Source organism: Pontibacter rugosus, assembly GCF_042678745.1.
GTDB lineage: Bacteria > Bacteroidota > Bacteroidia > Cytophagales > Hymenobacteraceae > Pontibacter > Pontibacter rugosus.
Window position 1 is genome coordinate 1 of sequence record NZ_JBHTLD010000089.1, and the last position, 18,281, is coordinate 18,281.

Annotated in this window: 11 protein-coding genes; 7 read left to right on the forward strand and 4 right to left on the reverse strand. The window is 47.4% G+C overall.

The window, feature by feature from the left end:
- Positions 1–202 precede the first annotated feature (202 nt).
- The 6 genes from uxuA to ACFQ2O_RS10990 all read left to right on the forward strand — a co-directional run bounded on the left by uxuA (position 203) and on the right by ACFQ2O_RS10990 (position 10,174).
- Complete coding sequence (uxuA, locus tag ACFQ2O_RS10965) at positions 203–1,363, forward strand: mannonate dehydratase (RefSeq protein WP_377527257.1); 1,161 nt, start codon at positions 203–205, stop codon at positions 1,361–1,363.
- Positions 1,364–1,375: 12 nt separating this feature from the next.
- Positions 1,376–2,836 (forward strand): glucuronate isomerase, encoded by a 1,461-nt coding sequence (uxaC, locus tag ACFQ2O_RS10970; protein ID WP_377527259.1) that lies wholly within the window; start codon positions 1,376–1,378, stop codon positions 2,834–2,836.
- Positions 2,837–2,851: 15 nt separating this feature from the next.
- Positions 2,852–4,171 (forward strand): MFS transporter, encoded by a 1,320-nt coding sequence (locus ACFQ2O_RS10975; protein ID WP_377527262.1) that lies wholly within the window; start codon positions 2,852–2,854, stop codon positions 4,169–4,171.
- A gap of 113 nt (positions 4,172–4,284) precedes the next feature.
- On the forward strand, positions 4,285–7,236 hold the full coding sequence (locus ACFQ2O_RS10980) for a glycosyl hydrolase 115 family protein (RefSeq protein ID WP_377527266.1): 2,952 nt from the start codon (positions 4,285–4,287) through the stop codon (positions 7,234–7,236).
- A gap of 41 nt (positions 7,237–7,277) precedes the next feature.
- On the forward strand, positions 7,278–8,996 hold the full coding sequence (locus tag ACFQ2O_RS10985) for a glycoside hydrolase family 43 protein (RefSeq protein WP_377527268.1): 1,719 nt from the start codon (positions 7,278–7,280) through the stop codon (positions 8,994–8,996).
- Positions 8,997–9,052: 56 nt separating this feature from the next.
- Positions 9,053–10,174 (forward strand): glycoside hydrolase family 43 protein, encoded by a 1,122-nt coding sequence (locus ACFQ2O_RS10990; RefSeq protein ID WP_377527271.1) that lies wholly within the window; start codon positions 9,053–9,055, stop codon positions 10,172–10,174.
- 156 nt (positions 10,175–10,330) lie between these two features.
- Here the strand turns inward: ACFQ2O_RS10990 and ACFQ2O_RS10995 are convergent, their stop codons facing one another.
- From ACFQ2O_RS10995 to ACFQ2O_RS11010, 4 genes are all read right to left on the reverse strand, one after another.
- Positions 10,331–11,611, reverse strand: coding sequence for an MgtC/SapB family protein (locus tag ACFQ2O_RS10995; protein WP_377527274.1), 1,281 nt, complete (start codon positions 11,609–11,611; stop codon positions 10,331–10,333).
- Between the two features lie 103 nt (positions 11,612–11,714).
- A complete protein-coding gene (locus ACFQ2O_RS11000) occupies positions 11,715–13,046 on the reverse strand; it encodes a TolC family protein (protein WP_377527277.1) in 1,332 nt (443 codons plus the stop codon).
- Positions 13,047–13,070: 24 nt separating this feature from the next.
- Positions 13,071–16,154: an efflux RND transporter permease subunit gene (locus tag ACFQ2O_RS11005; protein ID WP_377527280.1), complete on the reverse strand. Its 3,084-nt coding sequence runs from the start codon at positions 16,152–16,154 to the stop codon at positions 13,071–13,073.
- A 213-nt stretch (positions 16,155–16,367) separates the two neighbouring features.
- Positions 16,368–17,444, reverse strand: a complete 1,077-nt coding sequence (locus ACFQ2O_RS11010) for an efflux RND transporter periplasmic adaptor subunit (RefSeq protein ID WP_377527283.1) — start codon at positions 17,442–17,444, stop codon at positions 16,368–16,370.
- Positions 17,445–17,650: 206 nt separating this feature from the next.
- Here ACFQ2O_RS11010 and ACFQ2O_RS11015 point away from each other — a divergent pair, with 206 nt between their 5' ends.
- On the forward strand, positions 17,651–17,998 hold the full coding sequence (locus ACFQ2O_RS11015) for an MGMT family protein (RefSeq protein WP_377527286.1): 348 nt from the start codon (positions 17,651–17,653) through the stop codon (positions 17,996–17,998).
- Positions 17,999–18,281 lie beyond the last annotated feature (283 nt).

Here is an 18,281-nt window from a genome sequence, read left to right on the forward strand (position 1 = left end):
TAATGAAACGCTTTGCAGGGGTCTTCTTTAACCAAAATCCTTTCAGGAAGACAACAAAAAACAGGTTATACTAATTTTGTCTCCATACTTGATATAAGCCAATCCTAATTTTATTGAAATTTAATTTGCTGTTTGAACAATGATTTAACAAACGGCAGTTGCCCCCTTTACCTCAGTTTACCTATCATAAACAACAACACATATGTCATTAATACAGAGCTGGAGATGGTACGGACCAAATGATCCGGTTTCGCTGCAAGATGTGAAACAAGCTGGTGCTACAGGTATTGTAAGTGCTTTGCACCATGTTCCTCATGGCGCTGTTTGGCCGCTGCATGAGATACAGGAAAGAAAAGATATCATAGAGGCTGCCGGCCTGAAGTGGGTGGTGGTCGAAAGCGTTCCGGTACACGAAGCCATCAAAACACGAAGTGCAGACTGTGAAGTATACTTAGAAAACTACCGCCAGACACTGCGAAACCTGGCCGCCTGTGGCATTGATACAGTATGCTACAATTTTATGCCAGTGCTCGACTGGACACGCACTAACCTGGCGCTGGAGTTATGGAATGGAGCTAAAGCTTTATACTTTAACTGGGTCGATCTGGCTGTCTTTGATATGTTTATACTTCAGAGAAAAGGTGCAGAAAACGACTATGAGGAGACTATCGTTAGCCAAGCCAGAGAAAGGTATAAAAACTTTTCAGAGGATGAGTTGCAGGCACTAAGCGACATTATTCTGATAGGCGTTCCAACTGAGGGAAATGTTACGATCGAACAACTGCTGCAAAGTATTGAGATCTACAAAGGCATCGGTTATGACGGGCTTAGAGAGAACCTGACTTATTTCCTGGAGTCTATTATGGACGTGTGCGAAGAAACGGGCATTAATATGACCATTCATCCGGACGACCCTCCTTATGCTATACTTGGTTTGCCTCGTATCGCCACTTCTAAAGAAGACCTGCTTTACATAATCAACTCAGTAGATCGCCCTGCCAACGGTATCTGTTTCTGCACCGGCTCCCTGGGTGCGGGTGGTCACAACAACCCTGTTGAGATATTAAAGGCAGTTGGCCACCGGGTATACTTTGCGCACCTGCGTAACGTGCTGAAAGATGAGAATGGCAACTTCTACGAGTCTGATCACCTGGCAGGTGATGTAGATATGTACGGTGTGATGAAAGAACTTATTGCCATCAACCAGAAACGAGAGCAGCCGATTCCTTTCCGACCAGACCACGGACACCAGATGCTGGATGATCTTCATAAAGTAACAAACCCCGGCTACTCTGCCATCGGCAGATTGCGAGGTTTAGCTGAGTTACGCGGTTTAGAAATGGGGATTGAGAAATCAATCTAAAGAACAAATTACATGGACAAGAATTTACAGCAGCAGGCAGCGGTAAGCAAGCAACTGTATCCACAGCAGATAAACAGCTTTTTGAGCGATGATTTTCTGCTGCAAACGGATACGGCACGCCAACTGTACCACGATTATGCCAAAGGCTTACCTATCATAGATTACCACTGCCATCTGTCGCCGGAGGTTATCGCCAAGAACGAGAACTTCCAGAACATGACACAAATCTGGCTGGCTGGCGATCATTACAAGTGGCGTGCACTGCGCACCTTGGGTATTGAAGAGAAATATATAACAGGAAATGCCTCAGACGAAGAGAAGTTTGTGAAATGGGCAGAGGCTGTACCTTATACCATGCGTAACCCACTCTACCACTGGGCGCACATGGAGCTAAAGAACCCGTTTGGTATAACCGATCTGCTAACAGGCGATAATGCCCTGGATGTGTATGAGCACGGCAATAAGCTGTTGCAGCAGCCAAACTTTACACCACAAGGTTTGCTCAAGCAGTTTAATGTGGAGATGGTAGGCACTACGGATGATCCTATCGATAACCTGGCATATCATCAGCAGATTGCCAGCTCTGGTTTAGGCGTAAAAGTACTCCCGTCTTTCCGCCCGGATAAGGCTTTAAACCTGAGCGGAGGCAGTGGCTTCAGAACATATATCCAGCAGCTATCTGAAGTTAGCGGAGTTGAAATTACAAGTATAGATACCTTACTGGAAGCGCTGCAGCAGCGTGTGGATTTCTTCCATAGCAACGGGTGCCGCATTTCCGACCACGGCTTGTCTTGCTTGCCACCAGCAGGTAATACATCAGCAAATTTAGAGCAGATATTTGCAGCAGTGCTGGCAGGCAACGATCAGGATGCGGAGAAGTATGGAAATGAGTTTAGCTACCATGTGTTACAGGAGCTCTGCAAGATGTACTACCAAAAGGGGTGGGTGCAGCAGTTTCACGTAGGTGCTTTGCGCAATACCAATACGCGCATGCTACAGGTAAATGGCCCTGATACAGGTTATGATTCCATAGGCGATTTTCCGCAGGCTGCTACTATGGCTGCTTTTTTCAATGATTTGGAAGATGCTGGTCAGCTTACCAAAACAGTTATCTATAATCTGAACCCGGCAGATAATGCTGCTTTTGCTACTATGATCGGAAACTTTCAGGGCGGCGGCATCAAAGGTAAAATGCAGTTTGGCTCTGGCTGGTGGTTTTTGGATCAGCTGGAAGGCATGAAGTCGCAGATGGATGCCTTATCAAGTATGGGTTTGATCAGTTGCTTTATAGGTATGCTTACTGACTCTCGCAGCTTCTTATCTTACCCACGGCACGAGTACTTCAGAAGATTGGTTTGTAATATCTTCGGTAACGATGTAGAGCAAGGCCTGCTGCCGGCAGATATTCCATGGATCGGCAAAATGGTACAGGATATTTGCTATTACAACGCTAAAAACTACTTCCCTTTTTAACCTAACCTCCCCGTCATGAACTCACCTCTTATGTCAAAACAGCCAACAGAAAAGGTTAAAATCGGCTCCTACCGCTGGACCATTTGTTTTCTCGTGTTCACGGCTACTACCATCAATTACCTGGACCGCCAGGTAGTGGGCATACTGAAGCCCGTGCTGGAAACACAATTTAACTGGACAGAGAGTGATTATGGGGCTATTGTAACGGCTTTTACTGCTTCCTATGCTTTGGGTATGGTTGTATTTGGCCGGTTGATAGACAGAGTTGGTACAAAAATGGGCTATTCTCTTTCTATTATAGTATGGAGCCTTGCCGCTATGGCACATGCCTTTGCAAGGTCTACATTTGGATTTGGTGTAGCGCGGGCTGCTTTAGGAATAGGTGAGTCAGGTAACTTTCCGGCTGCTATTAAAACAGTGGCTGAGTGGTTTCCTAAAAAAGAGCGAGCCCTTGCCACCGGCCTCTTTAACTGCGGGGCAAACGTTGGCGCCATTGCTGCTCCACTATTAGTGCCTTGGATAGTAGTTAATTACGGCTGGGAAGAGGCTTTTATTGCTACTGGAGCAGTGGGTTTTGTTTGGTTAGTATTCTGGTTGATCTTCTATGAGATACCTTCTAAGCAAAAGCGCCTGGGCAAGGGCGAGTATGACTACATCCACAGCGATAATGAAGAAGCTCCTGCCGAGGTAAATGAAAAGCCTATGAAGTGGGGCAAGCTATTATTCGTGCGCCAAACCTGGGTATTTATTGTTGGAAAATTCTTTACAGACCCAATCTGGTACTTTTTCCTGTTCTGGCTGCCATCCTACTTTAGCTCAACTTTTGATCTGAATCTGAGCAGCCTTGGCCTCCCTTTAGCCATCGTGTATAGTGCAACAACTGTTGGCAGTATAGGAGGCGGCTACCTTTCGTCATACTTAATACGGCGCGGCATGACCGTTTACAAAGCCCGTAAAACAGCCATGTTGATCATAGCCCTTTTAGTGGTTCCGATTATGCTTGCCCGCTATACTACAGATATGTGGGTAGCTGTTGGGTTGATCAGTTTAGCCGCTGCCGCACACCAGGCATGGAGCGCAAACATCTTTACAACCGTATCTGACATGTTCCCTAAAAGTGCTGTGAGTTCTGTTGTGGGTATAGGTGGTATGGCCGGCTCTGTAGGAGGTGCGCTTTTCCCTTTGTTTATAGGTGCCATTCTGGATTACTACATCGGTTTAAATAACCTGACTGCAGGCTACAACATTATTTTCTCAGTTTGCGGTTTGGCTTATGTGCTGGCATGGGTGTTAATGCACTTCCTGTCTCCACGCATGAAGCCGGTGCAAATGTAAAATATAAGCAGCAGGATAAATTTAGCGTAACAAAAGTCGGAGTGCCGTTTAACTGTGCAGGCTTTAATTCATAAACTAAAGGCAGCAAAATGGCTGCTGTAAACTAACAGCAAATGAAGCTTACATTCTCAAATTCTACTGTATCGGTAAATAGATCAAAGGTATTTTACTGGCCAGGCTTAGTTTATACTTTGGCTGTTGTGCTGTTGTTGGCGCTGGTGTCTTTACCGGTACGAGCTGCTAACGACAGTACCTATATTTCCTCCGCTAAAGCAAAAGGAAGCTTTGCTTTGACTGCCTCGGGCAAGTCCGCTCCTTTGTATGTAAGCAGCGAGGACTTTACCGGTGTAATCAGAGCTGCCAAAGATTTGCAGGCAGATGTAAACCGTGTAACGAAAGTGCAGCCAACCTTAACGGTAGACAAGAAAGCACCAAAGGCAAAGCAAATCGTGCTGATCGGGACACTTGGTAAAAGCCCTGTTATTGATAAGCTGGTTAAGAGCAAAAAGCTGGATGTATCAGGTATAGCCGGAAAATGGGAGACATACCTGGTGCAGGTAGTAGAGAAGCCAATGCGGGGCGTAGACCAGGCGCTGGTAATTGCCGGCAGCGACAAGCGCGGTACGATCTTCGGTATTTATGATGTGTCTTCTGAGATTGGCGTATCTCCTTGGTATTATTGGGCGGATGTGCCGGTAAAGCAGCAGCAAAATTTGTATGTATTGCCGGGGCGCCATACCGATGGCGAGCCGAAAGTAAAGTATAGAGGCATCTTTATCAACGACGAGGCACCTGCTTTGGGAGGTTGGGCTACGGAGAAATTCGGTGGCTTTAACTCAAAGTTTTATGTCAACGTGTTTGAGCTTGTGCTTCGCCTGAAAGGCAATTACCTGTGGCCAGCCATGTGGGGCAGAGCTTTTTATGATGATGATCCTAAGAACCCTGAGTTAGCGGATGAATATGGCGTAGTAATAGGAACTTCGCACCACGAGCCGCTTACCCGTGCCCACGACGAGTGGAGACGCTTTGGTACCGGAAAATGGAACTACCAGACCAACAAAGAGAACCTGCAGAAATTCTGGAAAGACGGCATCATCCGCATGGGCAATAAAGAATCGCTTGTAACCATAGGTATGCGTGGTGACGGTGATGAGCCGATGAGCGAAGACAGCAACATTGCTTTGCTGGAGCAGATCGTAGATGATCAGCGCAAGATTATATCTGATGTTACAGGCAAACCGGCCTCTGAAACACCGCAAGTATGGGCACTTTACAAAGAGGTGCAGGACTACTACGACAAAGGTATGCGCGTACCCGATGATGTTACGCTGCTGTTGGCAGACGACAACTGGGGCAACCTGCGCAAACTACCTAAAGCGGGTGCAAAACAGCATTCGGGCGGCTACGGTATTTACTATCACTACGACTATGTAGGTGGCCCGAGAAACTATAAGTGGATCAACACAAACCCGCTGCCGCGTATCTGGGAGCAGATGCACCTTGCCTATGAGCATGATGCCACCAGAATTTGGATTGTGAACGTGGGTGATATTAAACCGATGGAGTTCCCGACTTCGTTCTTCCTGGACTATGCCTGGAACCCTGAGAAGTGGCCTGCAGAGCGTCTGGTCGAGTACACAAAGCAGTGGGCAGCGCAACAGTTCCCGGAGCAGTATGCCGCAGAGGTGGCTGAGTTGCTAGCCAAGTATGGCAAGTATAATTCGCGTCGTAAGCCTGAGCTTTTATCACCAGAAACCTACAGCCTTACCAACTACCGTGAAGCAGAAAGCGTGGTAGCTGATTACCTTCAGTTAACAGAAAAAGCAGAACAGCTTTACCAGCAAATGCCAGCCGAGTATAAAGATGCCTACTTCCAGCTGGTACTGCACCCGGTTAAGGCAAGCGCCAATCTTAACGCTTTATACTTAGCCGTAGCTAAAAACAGACTATATGCCAAGCAAGGGCGAGCAGCTACAAATGCTTATGCCGCTAAAGCCAAAGAGTTATTTGACTTGGATCAGGAGCTATCACGAATTTACAACGAAGACATCGCCGATGGCAAATGGAGCCACATGATGGACCAGACGCACATCAGCTATACTTACTGGCAACAACCGGAAAAAGACGTATTGCCGGAGGTATCAGAGATAAAACTACCTGCTGGCTCAGAAATGGGCATAGCCATAGAGGGATCAGAAAACTGGTGGCCAAATGCCAAAGGAGAGGCCGTATTGCCAGAGCTAACACCATTTGGGCAGCAGTCTTACTACATCGAGCTCTTTAACCGTGGGCAGAAGCCTTTCGCCTACACCGTGCAGCCGGGAGCAGCGTGGATTCAGGTAGATCAAAAGCAGGGAACTGTAAACGACCAGCAGCGCCTGTTTGTAAGCGTAAACTGGAAGCAGGTACCGAAGGGTAAGCAGCGTGTGCCAATCACCATTACTGGCCCTAACGGCAAAAAAACGGTAGTGCAGGTGGCAATAAATAACCCTGCTAACCTTACTGCTGATAATGTAAAAGGCTTTGTAGAGAGCAACGGCTATGTTTCTATCAATGCTGAAAACTTCTCACGTACTACAGCGGCTGGCGATGCGCAATGGAAAGTTATTCCAGACCTGGGCCGTACAGCATCTGCTGTGGCTCCGTTTCCGGTAACTGCCCAAAGCAAAAAGCCGGGCCCTGATAGCCCTAAGCTGGAGTATGACATATACCTGTTAAACGGTGGGGAGGTAAACGTGAAGCTACTGGTATCGCCAACGCTTAACTACAACGAGTCGGATGGTTTGCGCTATGCTGTTGCCATTGATGATGCAGCACCGCAGATCGTGAATATCCACAAAGATAACACGACACAGTCGTGGGATGCGTGGGTGGCAAACAGCATTATCGTAACGCAGTCGAAGCACAAGGTTGAGAAACCAGGGCAGCATGTGCTGAAAGTATGGATGGTAGACCCGGGTGTGGTGTTGCAGAAAATAGTAGTAGAAACAGAGGGCGCGAAGCCGAGTTACCTTGGTCCGCCTGAAAGCTTCCGCCCTGAAGCGGCAACCTCAGCGGTTAGGTAGTAAGCATTACTGGATAGTAGTATAAACAATAAGATAAAACTATGGCTACGAATAGCAGCACGTTAAAAAAGGTTGGTTTCGCTGCAGGAGTTCTTGCCTGTACTTTGTTCGGCGCTACCTCTGCAACTGCTCAGGAGAAATTTACAAACCCCATACTTCCCGGCTTTTATCCAGACCCGAGTATATGCCGCGTAGGAGAAGATTATTACCTGATCACTTCTACCTTTTCATACTATCCGGGGGTGCCTATCTTTCACAGCAAAGACCTGGTGAACTGGAAGCAGGTTGGCAACATCCTGAACAGACCTGAGCAACTGGACACAGAAGGGTTGGGCGTATCGAGAGGGATCTTTGCCCCGGCTATTGCCCACCATGAGGGTACTTTCTACATGGTAACCACCTTGATTGACAATGGCGGAAACTTTGTAGTAACGTCTAAAAATCCGGCAGGGCCCTGGTCAGACCCAGTATGGCTGCCGGAGGTGAGTGGCATAGACCCATCGCTGTTTTTCGATGAAGATGGCAAAGCTTACATCATTTACAACAGTGAGTCACCAGATAACAAGCCGCTATACGATGGTCACCGTACCATCCGGATACAGGAGTTTGACTATAAAAACCTGAAAACGGTAAGTGCTCCGCAGATTTTGGTTAACGGAGGGGTAGACCTATCTAAGAAGCCGGTTTGGATAGAAGGCCCGCACATATACAAGCACAACGGCTACTACTATTTGATGGCTGCAGAAGGTGGCACCAGTGTAAACCACTCAGAGGTTATACTGCGAAGCGAGAAGGTAACAGGTCCTTACAAGCCTTACGAGAACAACCCGATCCTGACGCAGCGCCACCTGCCAAACGACCGCCCGAACCCGGTTTCTGCCACAGGCCACGCCGATCTGGTACAGACGCAAAACGGAGAGTGGTGGGCAATTTTCCTGGCTACGCGCCCTTACGACACCGAAGACCATTACAACATTGGCAGAGAGACATTTCTGGCACCTGTAACCTGGAAAGATGGCTGGCCGATTATCAATGCAGATAGCGATCTGGTAAAGTATTCCTATAACCGCCCAAACCTGCCACAGGGGCAGAAAAGTGACTTCCCGTTGAATGGCAATTTTACCTACCGTGAAGACTTTAAGGAGAGCACGCTGCCAATGTATTGGGTAATGCTGCGTAATCCTCAGTCGGAGTGGTATAGCCTGAACCAGCCAAGCGGTAGCCTTACGCTACATGTGCGCCCAGAAACGCTGTCAGGAAAAAGTAATCCATCATTTGTAGCCAGAAGGCAGCAACACCTGAACGGTAGTGCCAGCACCAAAATGGATTTTAAACCAGCCAACGAAAATGAGTTTGCCGGTATAGCTGCCTTTCAGGGCGAAAAGAACTACTACGCATTGGGCAAAACCCTGTCAGGTGGCAAACAGGTGGTGCAATTAAAGAATGCTGATGGCACTGTGCTGGCGGAAAAACAGCTGAGCAAGAAAGAAAGCAAACAGCCGCTTCAGCTTAAAATAGGGTTTGATGGGGGCAAGTATAACTTTGCTTATGCTACCAAAGAGAGCGACTGGAAACTGCTGAAGGAAAATGTAGACGGCACCTACCTGAGCACCCGTAAGGCAGGCGGTTTTGTAGGCACTACTATAGGTATGTTTGCCACATCGCAAGAGAAACCATCCAGCAGCAAAGCCACTTTCGATTGGTTTGACTATATTGGAGATGATGCTATTTATAAAGAAGCTGCTACTTCCATGAAGTAGTAGCGGCGCTACAACGTTTGAATACGATAATCACAGAAACATAATTTAACCCTAAAATGATAGCGAAAAAAACTCTTAAGTATTCGGCTTTTGCGATGCTGGTAGCGTCGTTGCTGGCTACCGGTTGCCAGAGCTCAAGCTCTGAAGTGCAAACAGAAGAGCCAGAAGCAGAACAAGCTTCTGCCACCTTAGAGCCACTGGTAACAGAAATCTATACTGCTGACCCATCAGCGCATGTGTTCAACGGTAAAATTTATGTTTACCCGTCGCACGATATTGATGCGGGCATACCAGAAAAAGACGATGGCTCTCATTTCGCCATGAGAGATTACCGCGTGATGTCGATGGACAGCGTAGGTGGCAAAGTAACGTTGCATGATGTGGCACTGGATATCAAAGATGTGCCATGGGCCGGAAGACAAATGTGGGCTCCTGATGCAACAGAGAAAGATGGTACCTACTACCTGTTCTTCCCTGCAAAAGACAAGCAAGACATTTTCAGAATTGGTGTGGCCACCAGCTCTTCTCCAATAGGGCCGTTTAAGGCGCAGCCAACTCCAATTGAGGGAAGCTACAGTATAGACCCTGCTGTTTTCAAAGATGATAATGGCGACTACTACATGTATATAGGTGGTATCTGGGGTGGCCAGTTGCAGCGCTGGAGCAGCGGAAAATATAACGCGAACGATGAGTACCCTGCTGATGACCAGCCAGCACTAAGCCCTAAAGTAGCTAAAATGAGTAGCGACTTAATGAGCTTTGATGGTGAAGTAAAGGATGTTCAGATTGTTGATAAGGACGGTAAACCGCTTCTCGCAAAAGACAACGACAGACGCTTTTTTGAGGCTGCCTGGGTACATAAGTATAACGGCAAGTATTACTTCTCATATTCTACCGGTGATACGCACAATATTGCCTATGCAATCGGAGATAGCCCGGTAGGGCCATTCACATACCAAGGGGTAATCCTGAAGCCGGTTCTTGGCTGGACAAACCACCATTCTATTGTAGAGCAGAACGGCAAGTGGTACCTGTTCTTCCATGATAGCTCACTTTCTGGAGGAAAAACGCCATTGAGAAGCGTGAAAGTGACGGAGTTGAAGTATAACCCTGACGGCACTATCCAAACAATAGATGCCATGGTTAGCGTTGATGAAACACAAAAAGCGAAGAGCTAAACATATTACCCGGCTTGCTGCACTGGCAGCTAAGCCATGATTACTCGTTCGAAATTAAGGTGAGTATTGAATCTTTCACAGCCCAGGCAGTTACTGCCTGGGCTGTCTTACTTTAGTAAGTTTATACTTGCGGGTGATGTGCGTTAGGTAGCTATCCTATCCTTGTGTCAGCACGCTCAGTGGCAGCTGAAAATCATCGGGCCAGAACCAAAGTACAAGTAGCCCACCCACCAGTACGATCCCAAACAAAAGCGCGATCTTTCCGAATACAGCACGGTTGCCCAATACCCCTACAAGGCCAGCCTTGAAAGCTATATTGGAGAGAACTGCTACTAAAATCACCCGCCAACCATTATCAAGCTGCAAGTCACCTACCGTCATCAGGCGGGAGGTAGAGAGGGTAATGGCATCTACATCAGTCAAACCTGAAACAATGGCTACGATGTATAAACCGCTGTCACCCAGATAATCTTTGGCGAAGGCGGTAGCAAGTATCACGAGTGCGTAAATAGCTCCGAACACGAAGGCAGTTTTTAATTGAGCGGGGTTTCCCTGCGCTGGCATTTCGCTATGGCTTTTGTCCCGGAAGAAGTATAGGGTGATGCCAAGCACCAGTATCAGCAGGAAAACTGCGGCAAGAGGAGGCGCAACAACAGCCAGCGTGCTGGGTGCAACAACAGCGACCTCCGTAACTACACGAACAAAGGAAACCGCAGAGGCAATAAAGATAACGATAGCCGCCAGGGTGCTACTGGTTTCAGAACCTTTGGTGCGGCGGGCATAGCTCACAGTAGTTGCTGTACTGGATATCAATCCGCCCAATATACCACCCAGCACCGTGCCTGATTTCTGCCCGAAGATTTTATAGGCAAAGTACCCGAGCAGCCCTATCCCTACAATCAGCACCACCATCAGCCATACGTTATGTGGGTTTAGTACATTGTAAGGCCCGTAGGTTTCATCGGGAAGTATGGGCAGGATAACAAAGGAGATCACGACAAACTGCATGATCGCTCTCAGGTCCTTCTCACCAATCTTTGACACCAGGCGGTGCAGGGATTCTTTCAGGTGCAGGAGTACAGCAATGGAGGCGCCAACAGCTACGGCAACTGTTGTGCTGCCTTGCACCAGGTAAGCCCCAAGGGCAAACATAAGCAGGGCAGCAGCCTCTGTTGTAAGACCAATATCAAAGGGTGGCTGCTGCTTTAGCCGCATAAGGTTGGCAACTATAACCAGCCCCGCCAAACTCACCAGCCCCATCGCAATTACCCACCCACCAAAGTCCTGTGCTACTAAGCCGCAAATGGTACCGAAAACGGTAATGATTGGGAAGGTTCGTATACCCGCCAGCTCCGACTGATCGTGCTGCCGTTGCAGGCCAACCAGCAAACCTAATCCAAGTGAAACTCCTATTAATTGAAAAAGTGCTAACTCCATAAGCTAAGCCGAAGGTTTGATACAGGCCCAAAAGTATAAAAGTATAGCCATGGCTATACTTTTATACTTTAATTTTATAAACCCCCTTAAAAAGAAGCCTGGTTTAGTTACTCTGTAAGAGCGAGCTTGTCAGGCGCTTGAGTTCTATTTCGGAGGTTTTAGCCTGGTAGCGAATGTCAATAAGGCGGTTGGATGCTACTAATTCATTGCGTTGAGCCTCTCTTAGCTCTATAGCCGTTAAAAGCCCTAGTCTGTACCGCTCCAGGGCAATGTTGGCATTTTCCTGGGCGAGTTGCACATTAATCTCTTCCAGGTCGAGCAACTTAAGGCGGCTGGTGTATTGGCTGTATGCGCGGGCGAGGTCTGCCTGAAGTCTGTTTTCTTCCCGTTGATACTCCAGGTTAGTCGTTTCCCGGTTAATGCGGGCATTTTGAGCCTGCCGGTTGATGTTAAACCCATTGAATATGGGCAGGCTTACCGTTAAGCCATAGTTATAGCCACGGTTCTGGTTAAAACGCGCCTGAAATTCATTTAAAGGTTCTGCCTCTGATCGGTTGAAGTTATAGGCACTCGTAAGACCAATAACAGGAAAGCGGCTTGCCCGAATAGCTTTTACGTCCAGCTGTGCCAGTTGCCGCTCTAAATCCAGGCGCTGCAACAGCGGGTTAGAGGCATACAGCGTAGTGGCGGCACCACCCAGTTGTATGGAGTTATCAACTATAATGGTGTCGGTTACATTAAAATCGATGTTCGGGTCACGGCCAAGTAGCTGGTTCAGGTTGATTTTAACATTTCGTAGCGTTTCTTGCTGTAGCAGCAGCTCAGATTGATCAGCATTGAAGTCTACCTGTGCTCTTAAGATTTCTACTTTGGCACTCATGCCAACTTCATACTGTGCCTGTGCAATCTCTACACGTGCCTCAGAAATAGCAATAGCATCCTGTATTGCCTGCATTTTATATGCCTGCCGCACTACTTCGTAATAGCTGGCAGCTATATTTGCTACCGTATTCTCTATTGTCTCCTTTGTCAGCAGGTTGCCAGACCTTTCAATAGTTTTAAGCCGTTCCAGATTAATAAACATGCCCAGGCCGTCAAAAATTACCCAGTTCAGGTTAACGCTGTAGTTTAAGTTATTGGAACTGGCACCTGAACGAACCCGATCCGGGCCAGTCGGAAACTCTTGCCTCGAGTTATTCTCGCTGAAGGTTCTGGTGGCACGGCCATCTACTGAGGGTAAAAAACCAGCATTGCCTAGCGTTACATTATTAGAGGCAATATCGTCTTGTCTGTCTGCAATACGGATGTCGTAATTGTGCTGTAAGCCAAGCCGGGTTGCTTCTTCCAGTGTTAATAAATCCTGACTTTGGGCCAGAACGGGCAACAGCAAACCTGCTGTTAAAAGTAGTATAGCGGCTTTTTTAAAGATGCGCATGCGGTGTCGCTGTGATTTTTTAAGTTATGCCTTTACGGCCGTTTTATGTTGCTGCAGTTCCTCTTCGTCTTCTTCAATGCGGGTTGCTTTGTTAGAAGACAGGTAAGAGTAAATAGCAGGTATGATATAAAGCGTCAGGCCGGTAGCGAAGATCAAACCTCCCACCACGGCAATACCCATGGATGCACGGCTTTCAGAACCTGCTCCTAATGCCAAGGCAATAGGCAAGGTGCCAAGTATGGTGGAAAGCGATGTCATCAGGATGGGGCGGAAACGAGATACCGCTGAGTCTACGGCAGCATCAAGCTTTGTAAGGCCTTCTTCTTTGCGCTGGTTGGCAAATTCCACTAGCAAAATACCGTTCTTCGTTACCAGACCAACCAGCATAATCATACCTATCTGGCTGAAGATGTTCATGGTTTCGTCAAAATACCAAAGGCTTACAAGTGCACCAGCCAGGGCCAGCGGTACCGTAAACATAATGATAATCGGGTCACGGAAGCTTTCAAACTGTGCAGACAGGGCAAGGTAAATCAAGCCTAGCGCCAGCAGGAATGCAAACATCAAACTGCCTGAGCTTTCTGAGAAGTCCCGCGACTGGCCTGTTAAAGCTGTCTGGAAAGTTTCGTCCAGCACCTGGTCTGCTATCGCATCCATGGCTTCTACGCCATCACCAATAGTTTTGCCTTTAGCTAAAGATGCGCTGAAGGTAGCTGCTGCAAATCTATTGAAACGGTACACTTGTGGCGAGGCACTTTCTTCTTTCAATTCTATCAGGTTGTCTAGTTGAATCAACTCACCCGTGCTGCTTTTTACATACAGGCTTCGCAGATCTAGGGGGGCACTGCGGTTTTCACGCGCTACCTGGCCTAATATCTGGTACTGCTTGCCGCCTTTTACAAAATACCCGAAGCGCTGGCCGCTCAAGCCAAGCTGCATTGTCTGGGCTATGTCACGCACACTCACGCCCAAGGCCTGGGCTTTATCGCGTAGAATTTCAACGCGCAGCTCCGGCTTGTTGAACTTCAGGTTCACATCCACAAAGTTGAAGGTAGGGTCTTGCTGCGCTGCTTCCAGAAACTGCGGTATTACTTCCCGTAGTTTATCCATGCTCTGCGACTGCACCACAAACTGCACCGGTTGCCCTGAGCCACGGCCACCGCCCAGGCCTTTATCGCCGGAGGCAAAGGCTCTGGCACCAGGGATGCGGTTTATCAGGCCAGGAAGCTTATCTACCAGCTCCTGCTGCGATTGATCGCGCTTGTCAGGGTCAACTAAACGGAGGCGGATAAAGCCGGAGTTTGAATTACGGGTAAGCGATGTAATACTGCCTATACCTGCTACTGAATCATTCACCAGTGTTGTCAGTTCGCTCATGTACTGATCCATGAACTCATAAGAGGCTCCTTCCGGGCCTGTTGCATTTATTCTGAGTCCGCTTCTGTCTTCGTCAGGTGTAAGCTCTGACTGTATGGTAGATACTTGCCACCAGATAGCTCCGGCTGAGGCCACTACAAGTATAAACGCAACCCATCGCACCTGCATAAAGCTTTCCAGGCTGCTACGATAGCCATCGGTAAGAGAAGTGAAGAATGGCTCTGTTTTTCTATAAAACCAGTTAGGTCTGTCTCTGCGCTTCAGTATGCGCGAAGACATCATGGGGGTGAGTGTCAGAGATACGAAGGAAGAGATAATAACTGAGCCGGCTATTACGATTCCGAATTCACGGAATAGTCGTCCCGTGGTGTCTTCCAGAAAGGCAACAGGCATGAACACAGCTGCCAGAGCTACGGTAGTGGATATAATGGCAAAGTATATTTCTGCGGAGCCCTTCTTTGCTGCTTTCATCGGGTCTTCGCCACTTTCAATACGGGCATAGATGTTCTCCAGCATTACGATGGCATCATCCACCACCAAACCAATAGCCAGTACAATCGCCAGCAGCGTCAGTACGTTGATGGAGAAATCCATTATGTACATGATAAAGAAGGAGCCGATAAGTGAAACAGGTATGGCTACGACTGGTATAAGGGTAGAGCGCCAGTCGCGTAAGAACAGGAATATGATGATAACCACCAGACCTAAGGCCACATAAATAGTTTCCTCTACCTCTGAAATAGAGGCTCTGATGTACTGAGAGTTGTCGAACCCAATAACCAGGTCAAGGTCTTCGGGAATGTCTTTTTTAATGCGCTCCAGTCGTTTGTAAAACTCATCTGCAATCTCGATCTGGTTGGAGCCTGGCTGCGGCACAATCACAACACCAATCATCGGGATACCATTGTAGCGCAGCACTGTTTTCTCGTTTTCAGGTGAAAGCTGCGCATAGCCTACATCCTGAAAGCGGATCAGGCGGTCAGCATCTTGCCTGATGATAAGGTTGTTGAAATCTTCAGGAGTAGAAATACGGCCCATCGTTCTTACCGACAGCTCCGTTGTAGCACCTTCAATGCTACCAGAAGGCAGCTCTACGTTCTGTCTTACAAGGGCATTCTGTACTTCGAGGGGTGTTATTTGTAAAGCGGCTAGTCTGTCAGGGTCCATCCAGAGGCGCATAGAATAGCGTTTGTCACCCCATATCATAATCTCACTTACGCCTGGTATTGTCTGCAACTGCTCTTTAAACACGTTCAGGCCGATGTCTGATAGCTCCAGCAGCGAACGCGTTTCACTTTTAACACCGAGCATAATGATAGGGTTAGCATCGGCATCTGCTTTAGAAACAGTAGGCGGTTCTGCATCTTCAGGCAACCTGCGCTGCGCCCTCGCTACACGGTCACGCACGTCGTTTGCAGCCGTTTCCAGGTCTACATCCAGGTTAAACTCTACGGTGATGTTGCTGCTGCCCTCGCTGCTTGTAGAGGTAAGGGTTCTGATACCGGCTATACCGTTAATCGATTCCTCCAGCGGCTCCGTAATTTCTGATTCTATCGTTTCAGCGTTAGCTCCTGTGTAGGAGGTTCTGACGTTTACAATAGGCGGGTCTACGCTTGGGTACTCGCGTACGCCCAGGTAGGTGATCCCGATAAAACCGAATACCATTACCGTGATGCTCATCACGATAGCCAGCACCGGGCGTTTTATACTTATGTTGGATAAGCTTGCCATAATATTTTATACTTACTAGATAAATCGCTGCCGTTTCAGGTGTACTCGCTCACAGTAGGGGTGGACAGTTCAGAGGGTATCAACTTACTCAACTACTTTGCTGCTGTTTTGTCTTTGCCTGACAGTCAGAAATTTAGTGAAGTGTTAGATAAAGTTGGCAGCCTCATGAAATGCCAGCACAGGAGAATGGTTTTTGAGGAACCCTTTACTAAATTACTCGCCAGAAGTGGCAACTTTCCGGATACTCAAATCAGAGCCTGGGCGTACCTGAAGAATACCAGATCGGATGATGGTATCACCCGGTGCAATTCCTTCCAGAATCTGAATAAGTGTTTCGGAGCGTTGACCGATCTTTACAACCTTCGGCACAGCTTTGCCATTCTTGGCCAGGAAAACTTTTTGGCCTGCTGCTTCCGGTATGATAGCCTCTGTCGGAATAAGTATGGCTTGTTCCATTTCTTTCAGCGGGAGATCTACACGCACAAAGCCTCCTGGTTTCATGGCTTCGTCTTTGTTATCATACAGTGCCCGTACCTGCATGGTACGGGTAGTAGGGTCTATATTAGGTTGAAGGGCATATATTTTGGCTTTATACTGCTCTGCACTTCCCTCTGATGTAAAAATAATATCGTCCCCTTCTTTGATCATCTGGCTGTATCGCCCCGGCACAGAAAACTCAATTTTAACCGGGCTGATATCTACAATGCGTGCAATAGGAGTCGCAGCAGTTACATAGCTGCCTTCACTGATTTGTCGCAGGCCAATCATACCATCAAAAGGTGCACGGACATAGGCTTTATCAAGTGTAGCCTTCAGCGCTTGTATGTCGGCGGTGGCGGTGGCCAACTGGTTGCTTACCTGGTCATACTCCTGCACACTGATATATTCTTTGTCGAGCAGGGTGCGCTGGCGCTTTTCCATATCGCTGTAAAGCTGCTGGTTAGATTGCAGCTTTTGCAACTGGGCCCGCATCTCAGCATCGTTTATGGTAAGAAGCAGCTGCCCTTTTTTGACACGAGCGCCTTCTTCGAAATTTATTTTTGTAACCCGGCCACTTATCTCGCTGCGCAGCTCTACGTCTTCGTTAGGCAGCACTGTGCCGGTAGATGTAATTCTGTTTTGGTAAGCGGTAGGAGATACAACAAAAACATCCACTGCCACCTTCTGGGCTAATGGGCCTCCTGCTGCTACAGTTTTTTGTTCTTCCTTAGAAAATACTTTACTTACGAGTAGGTAGGCAATAGCCGCAATGGCTATTAAGATCAGAATGATTTTGGCGGTTTTGTTCATTTATGTTTAAACACTTGTATGGGCAGAATGCGCAATTATAGTATAAAAGCAGCTTGTTAACGCTTATAGTTCCTGTTGCAGCAGCATTAAAATTACTGCCTTATTAGCCATTATAAAAGATTACATACCGAAACTCTACAAACAGGCGCATTCGTTAGACAGAAAACCATTTTAAAGGTTTAAACCGAGTATATTATTTTTATCCTATGACAGATAAGCCACCTAAAAGAAACTTTTTTGAAGATGTTTATGAGGTTGTTAGGTTGATTCCGAAAGGTCGTGTTACCTCTTACGGAGCCATAGCCAGCTATTTAGGTTCTAAAGGATCTGCTCGCATGGTAGGGTGGGCCTTGATAGCCGCGCACCCGTTTGCTACGTCCGGAATACCAACGCACCGGGTGGTTAACCGCAATGGTTTGCTTACTGGCAAGCAGCATTTTGAAGAGACTAATGCTATGCAGGAGCGTCTGGAGCAGGAGGGGGTGCAGGTAGAGCAAGATAAAGTGGTAAACTTTGGCCAGTTGTTTTGGGACCCGGCGAAGGAGTTAATGTAGGAGGAGGTGAATTAGAAGTTCTTTCAACTTTTTATGGTCCGCTTGCTGGGAAGCTAAATTTTTATTAGTTGCTAACCTATTGAAGTTTGCCTAAATCGGGACTTTCTGAACTCATTACATCACGCTACTAGTCAAGTTTATTGATTACCTAACAGTTTACTTAACCACATAAGCCCCGCTTTTTGCAAGCTGCTGTTACCTGCTGGCGTTTTTGCCTTTTTAAGTGCAATGTTGTATTGCTGAGCAAGTCTTTCAATATTATTAACATAATGCTGATTAATAT

Excerpts from the sequence above, each read along its gene's own strand:
- ACFQ2O_RS10980 (WP_377527266.1), top strand. The coding sequence starts at position 4,285 with ATGAAGCTTACATTCTCAAATTCTACTGTATCGGTAAATAGATCAAAG.
- uxuA (WP_377527257.1), top strand. The coding sequence starts at position 203 with ATGTCATTAATACAGAGCTGGAGATGGTACGGACCAAATGATCCGGTT.
- ACFQ2O_RS11005 (WP_377527280.1), bottom strand. The coding sequence starts at position 16,154 with ATGGCAAGCTTATCCAACATAAGTATAAAACGCCCGGTGCTGGCTATC.
- ACFQ2O_RS10975 (WP_377527262.1), top strand. The coding sequence starts at position 2,852 with ATGAACTCACCTCTTATGTCAAAACAGCCAACAGAAAAGGTTAAAATC.
- ACFQ2O_RS11000 (WP_377527277.1), bottom strand. The coding sequence starts at position 13,046 with ATGCGCATCTTTAAAAAAGCCGCTATACTACTTTTAACAGCAGGTTTG.
- ACFQ2O_RS10985 (WP_377527268.1), top strand. The coding sequence starts at position 7,278 with ATGGCTACGAATAGCAGCACGTTAAAAAAGGTTGGTTTCGCTGCAGGA.
- ACFQ2O_RS10995 (WP_377527274.1), bottom strand. The coding sequence starts at position 11,611 with ATGGAGTTAGCACTTTTTCAATTAATAGGAGTTTCACTTGGATTAGGT.
- ACFQ2O_RS10990 (WP_377527271.1), top strand. The coding sequence starts at position 9,053 with ATGATAGCGAAAAAAACTCTTAAGTATTCGGCTTTTGCGATGCTGGTA.
- ACFQ2O_RS11015 (WP_377527286.1), top strand. The coding sequence starts at position 17,651 with ATGACAGATAAGCCACCTAAAAGAAACTTTTTTGAAGATGTTTATGAG.
- uxaC (WP_377527259.1), top strand. The coding sequence starts at position 1,376 with ATGGACAAGAATTTACAGCAGCAGGCAGCGGTAAGCAAGCAACTGTAT.
- ACFQ2O_RS11010 (WP_377527283.1), bottom strand. The coding sequence starts at position 17,444 with ATGAACAAAACCGCCAAAATCATTCTGATCTTAATAGCCATTGCGGCT.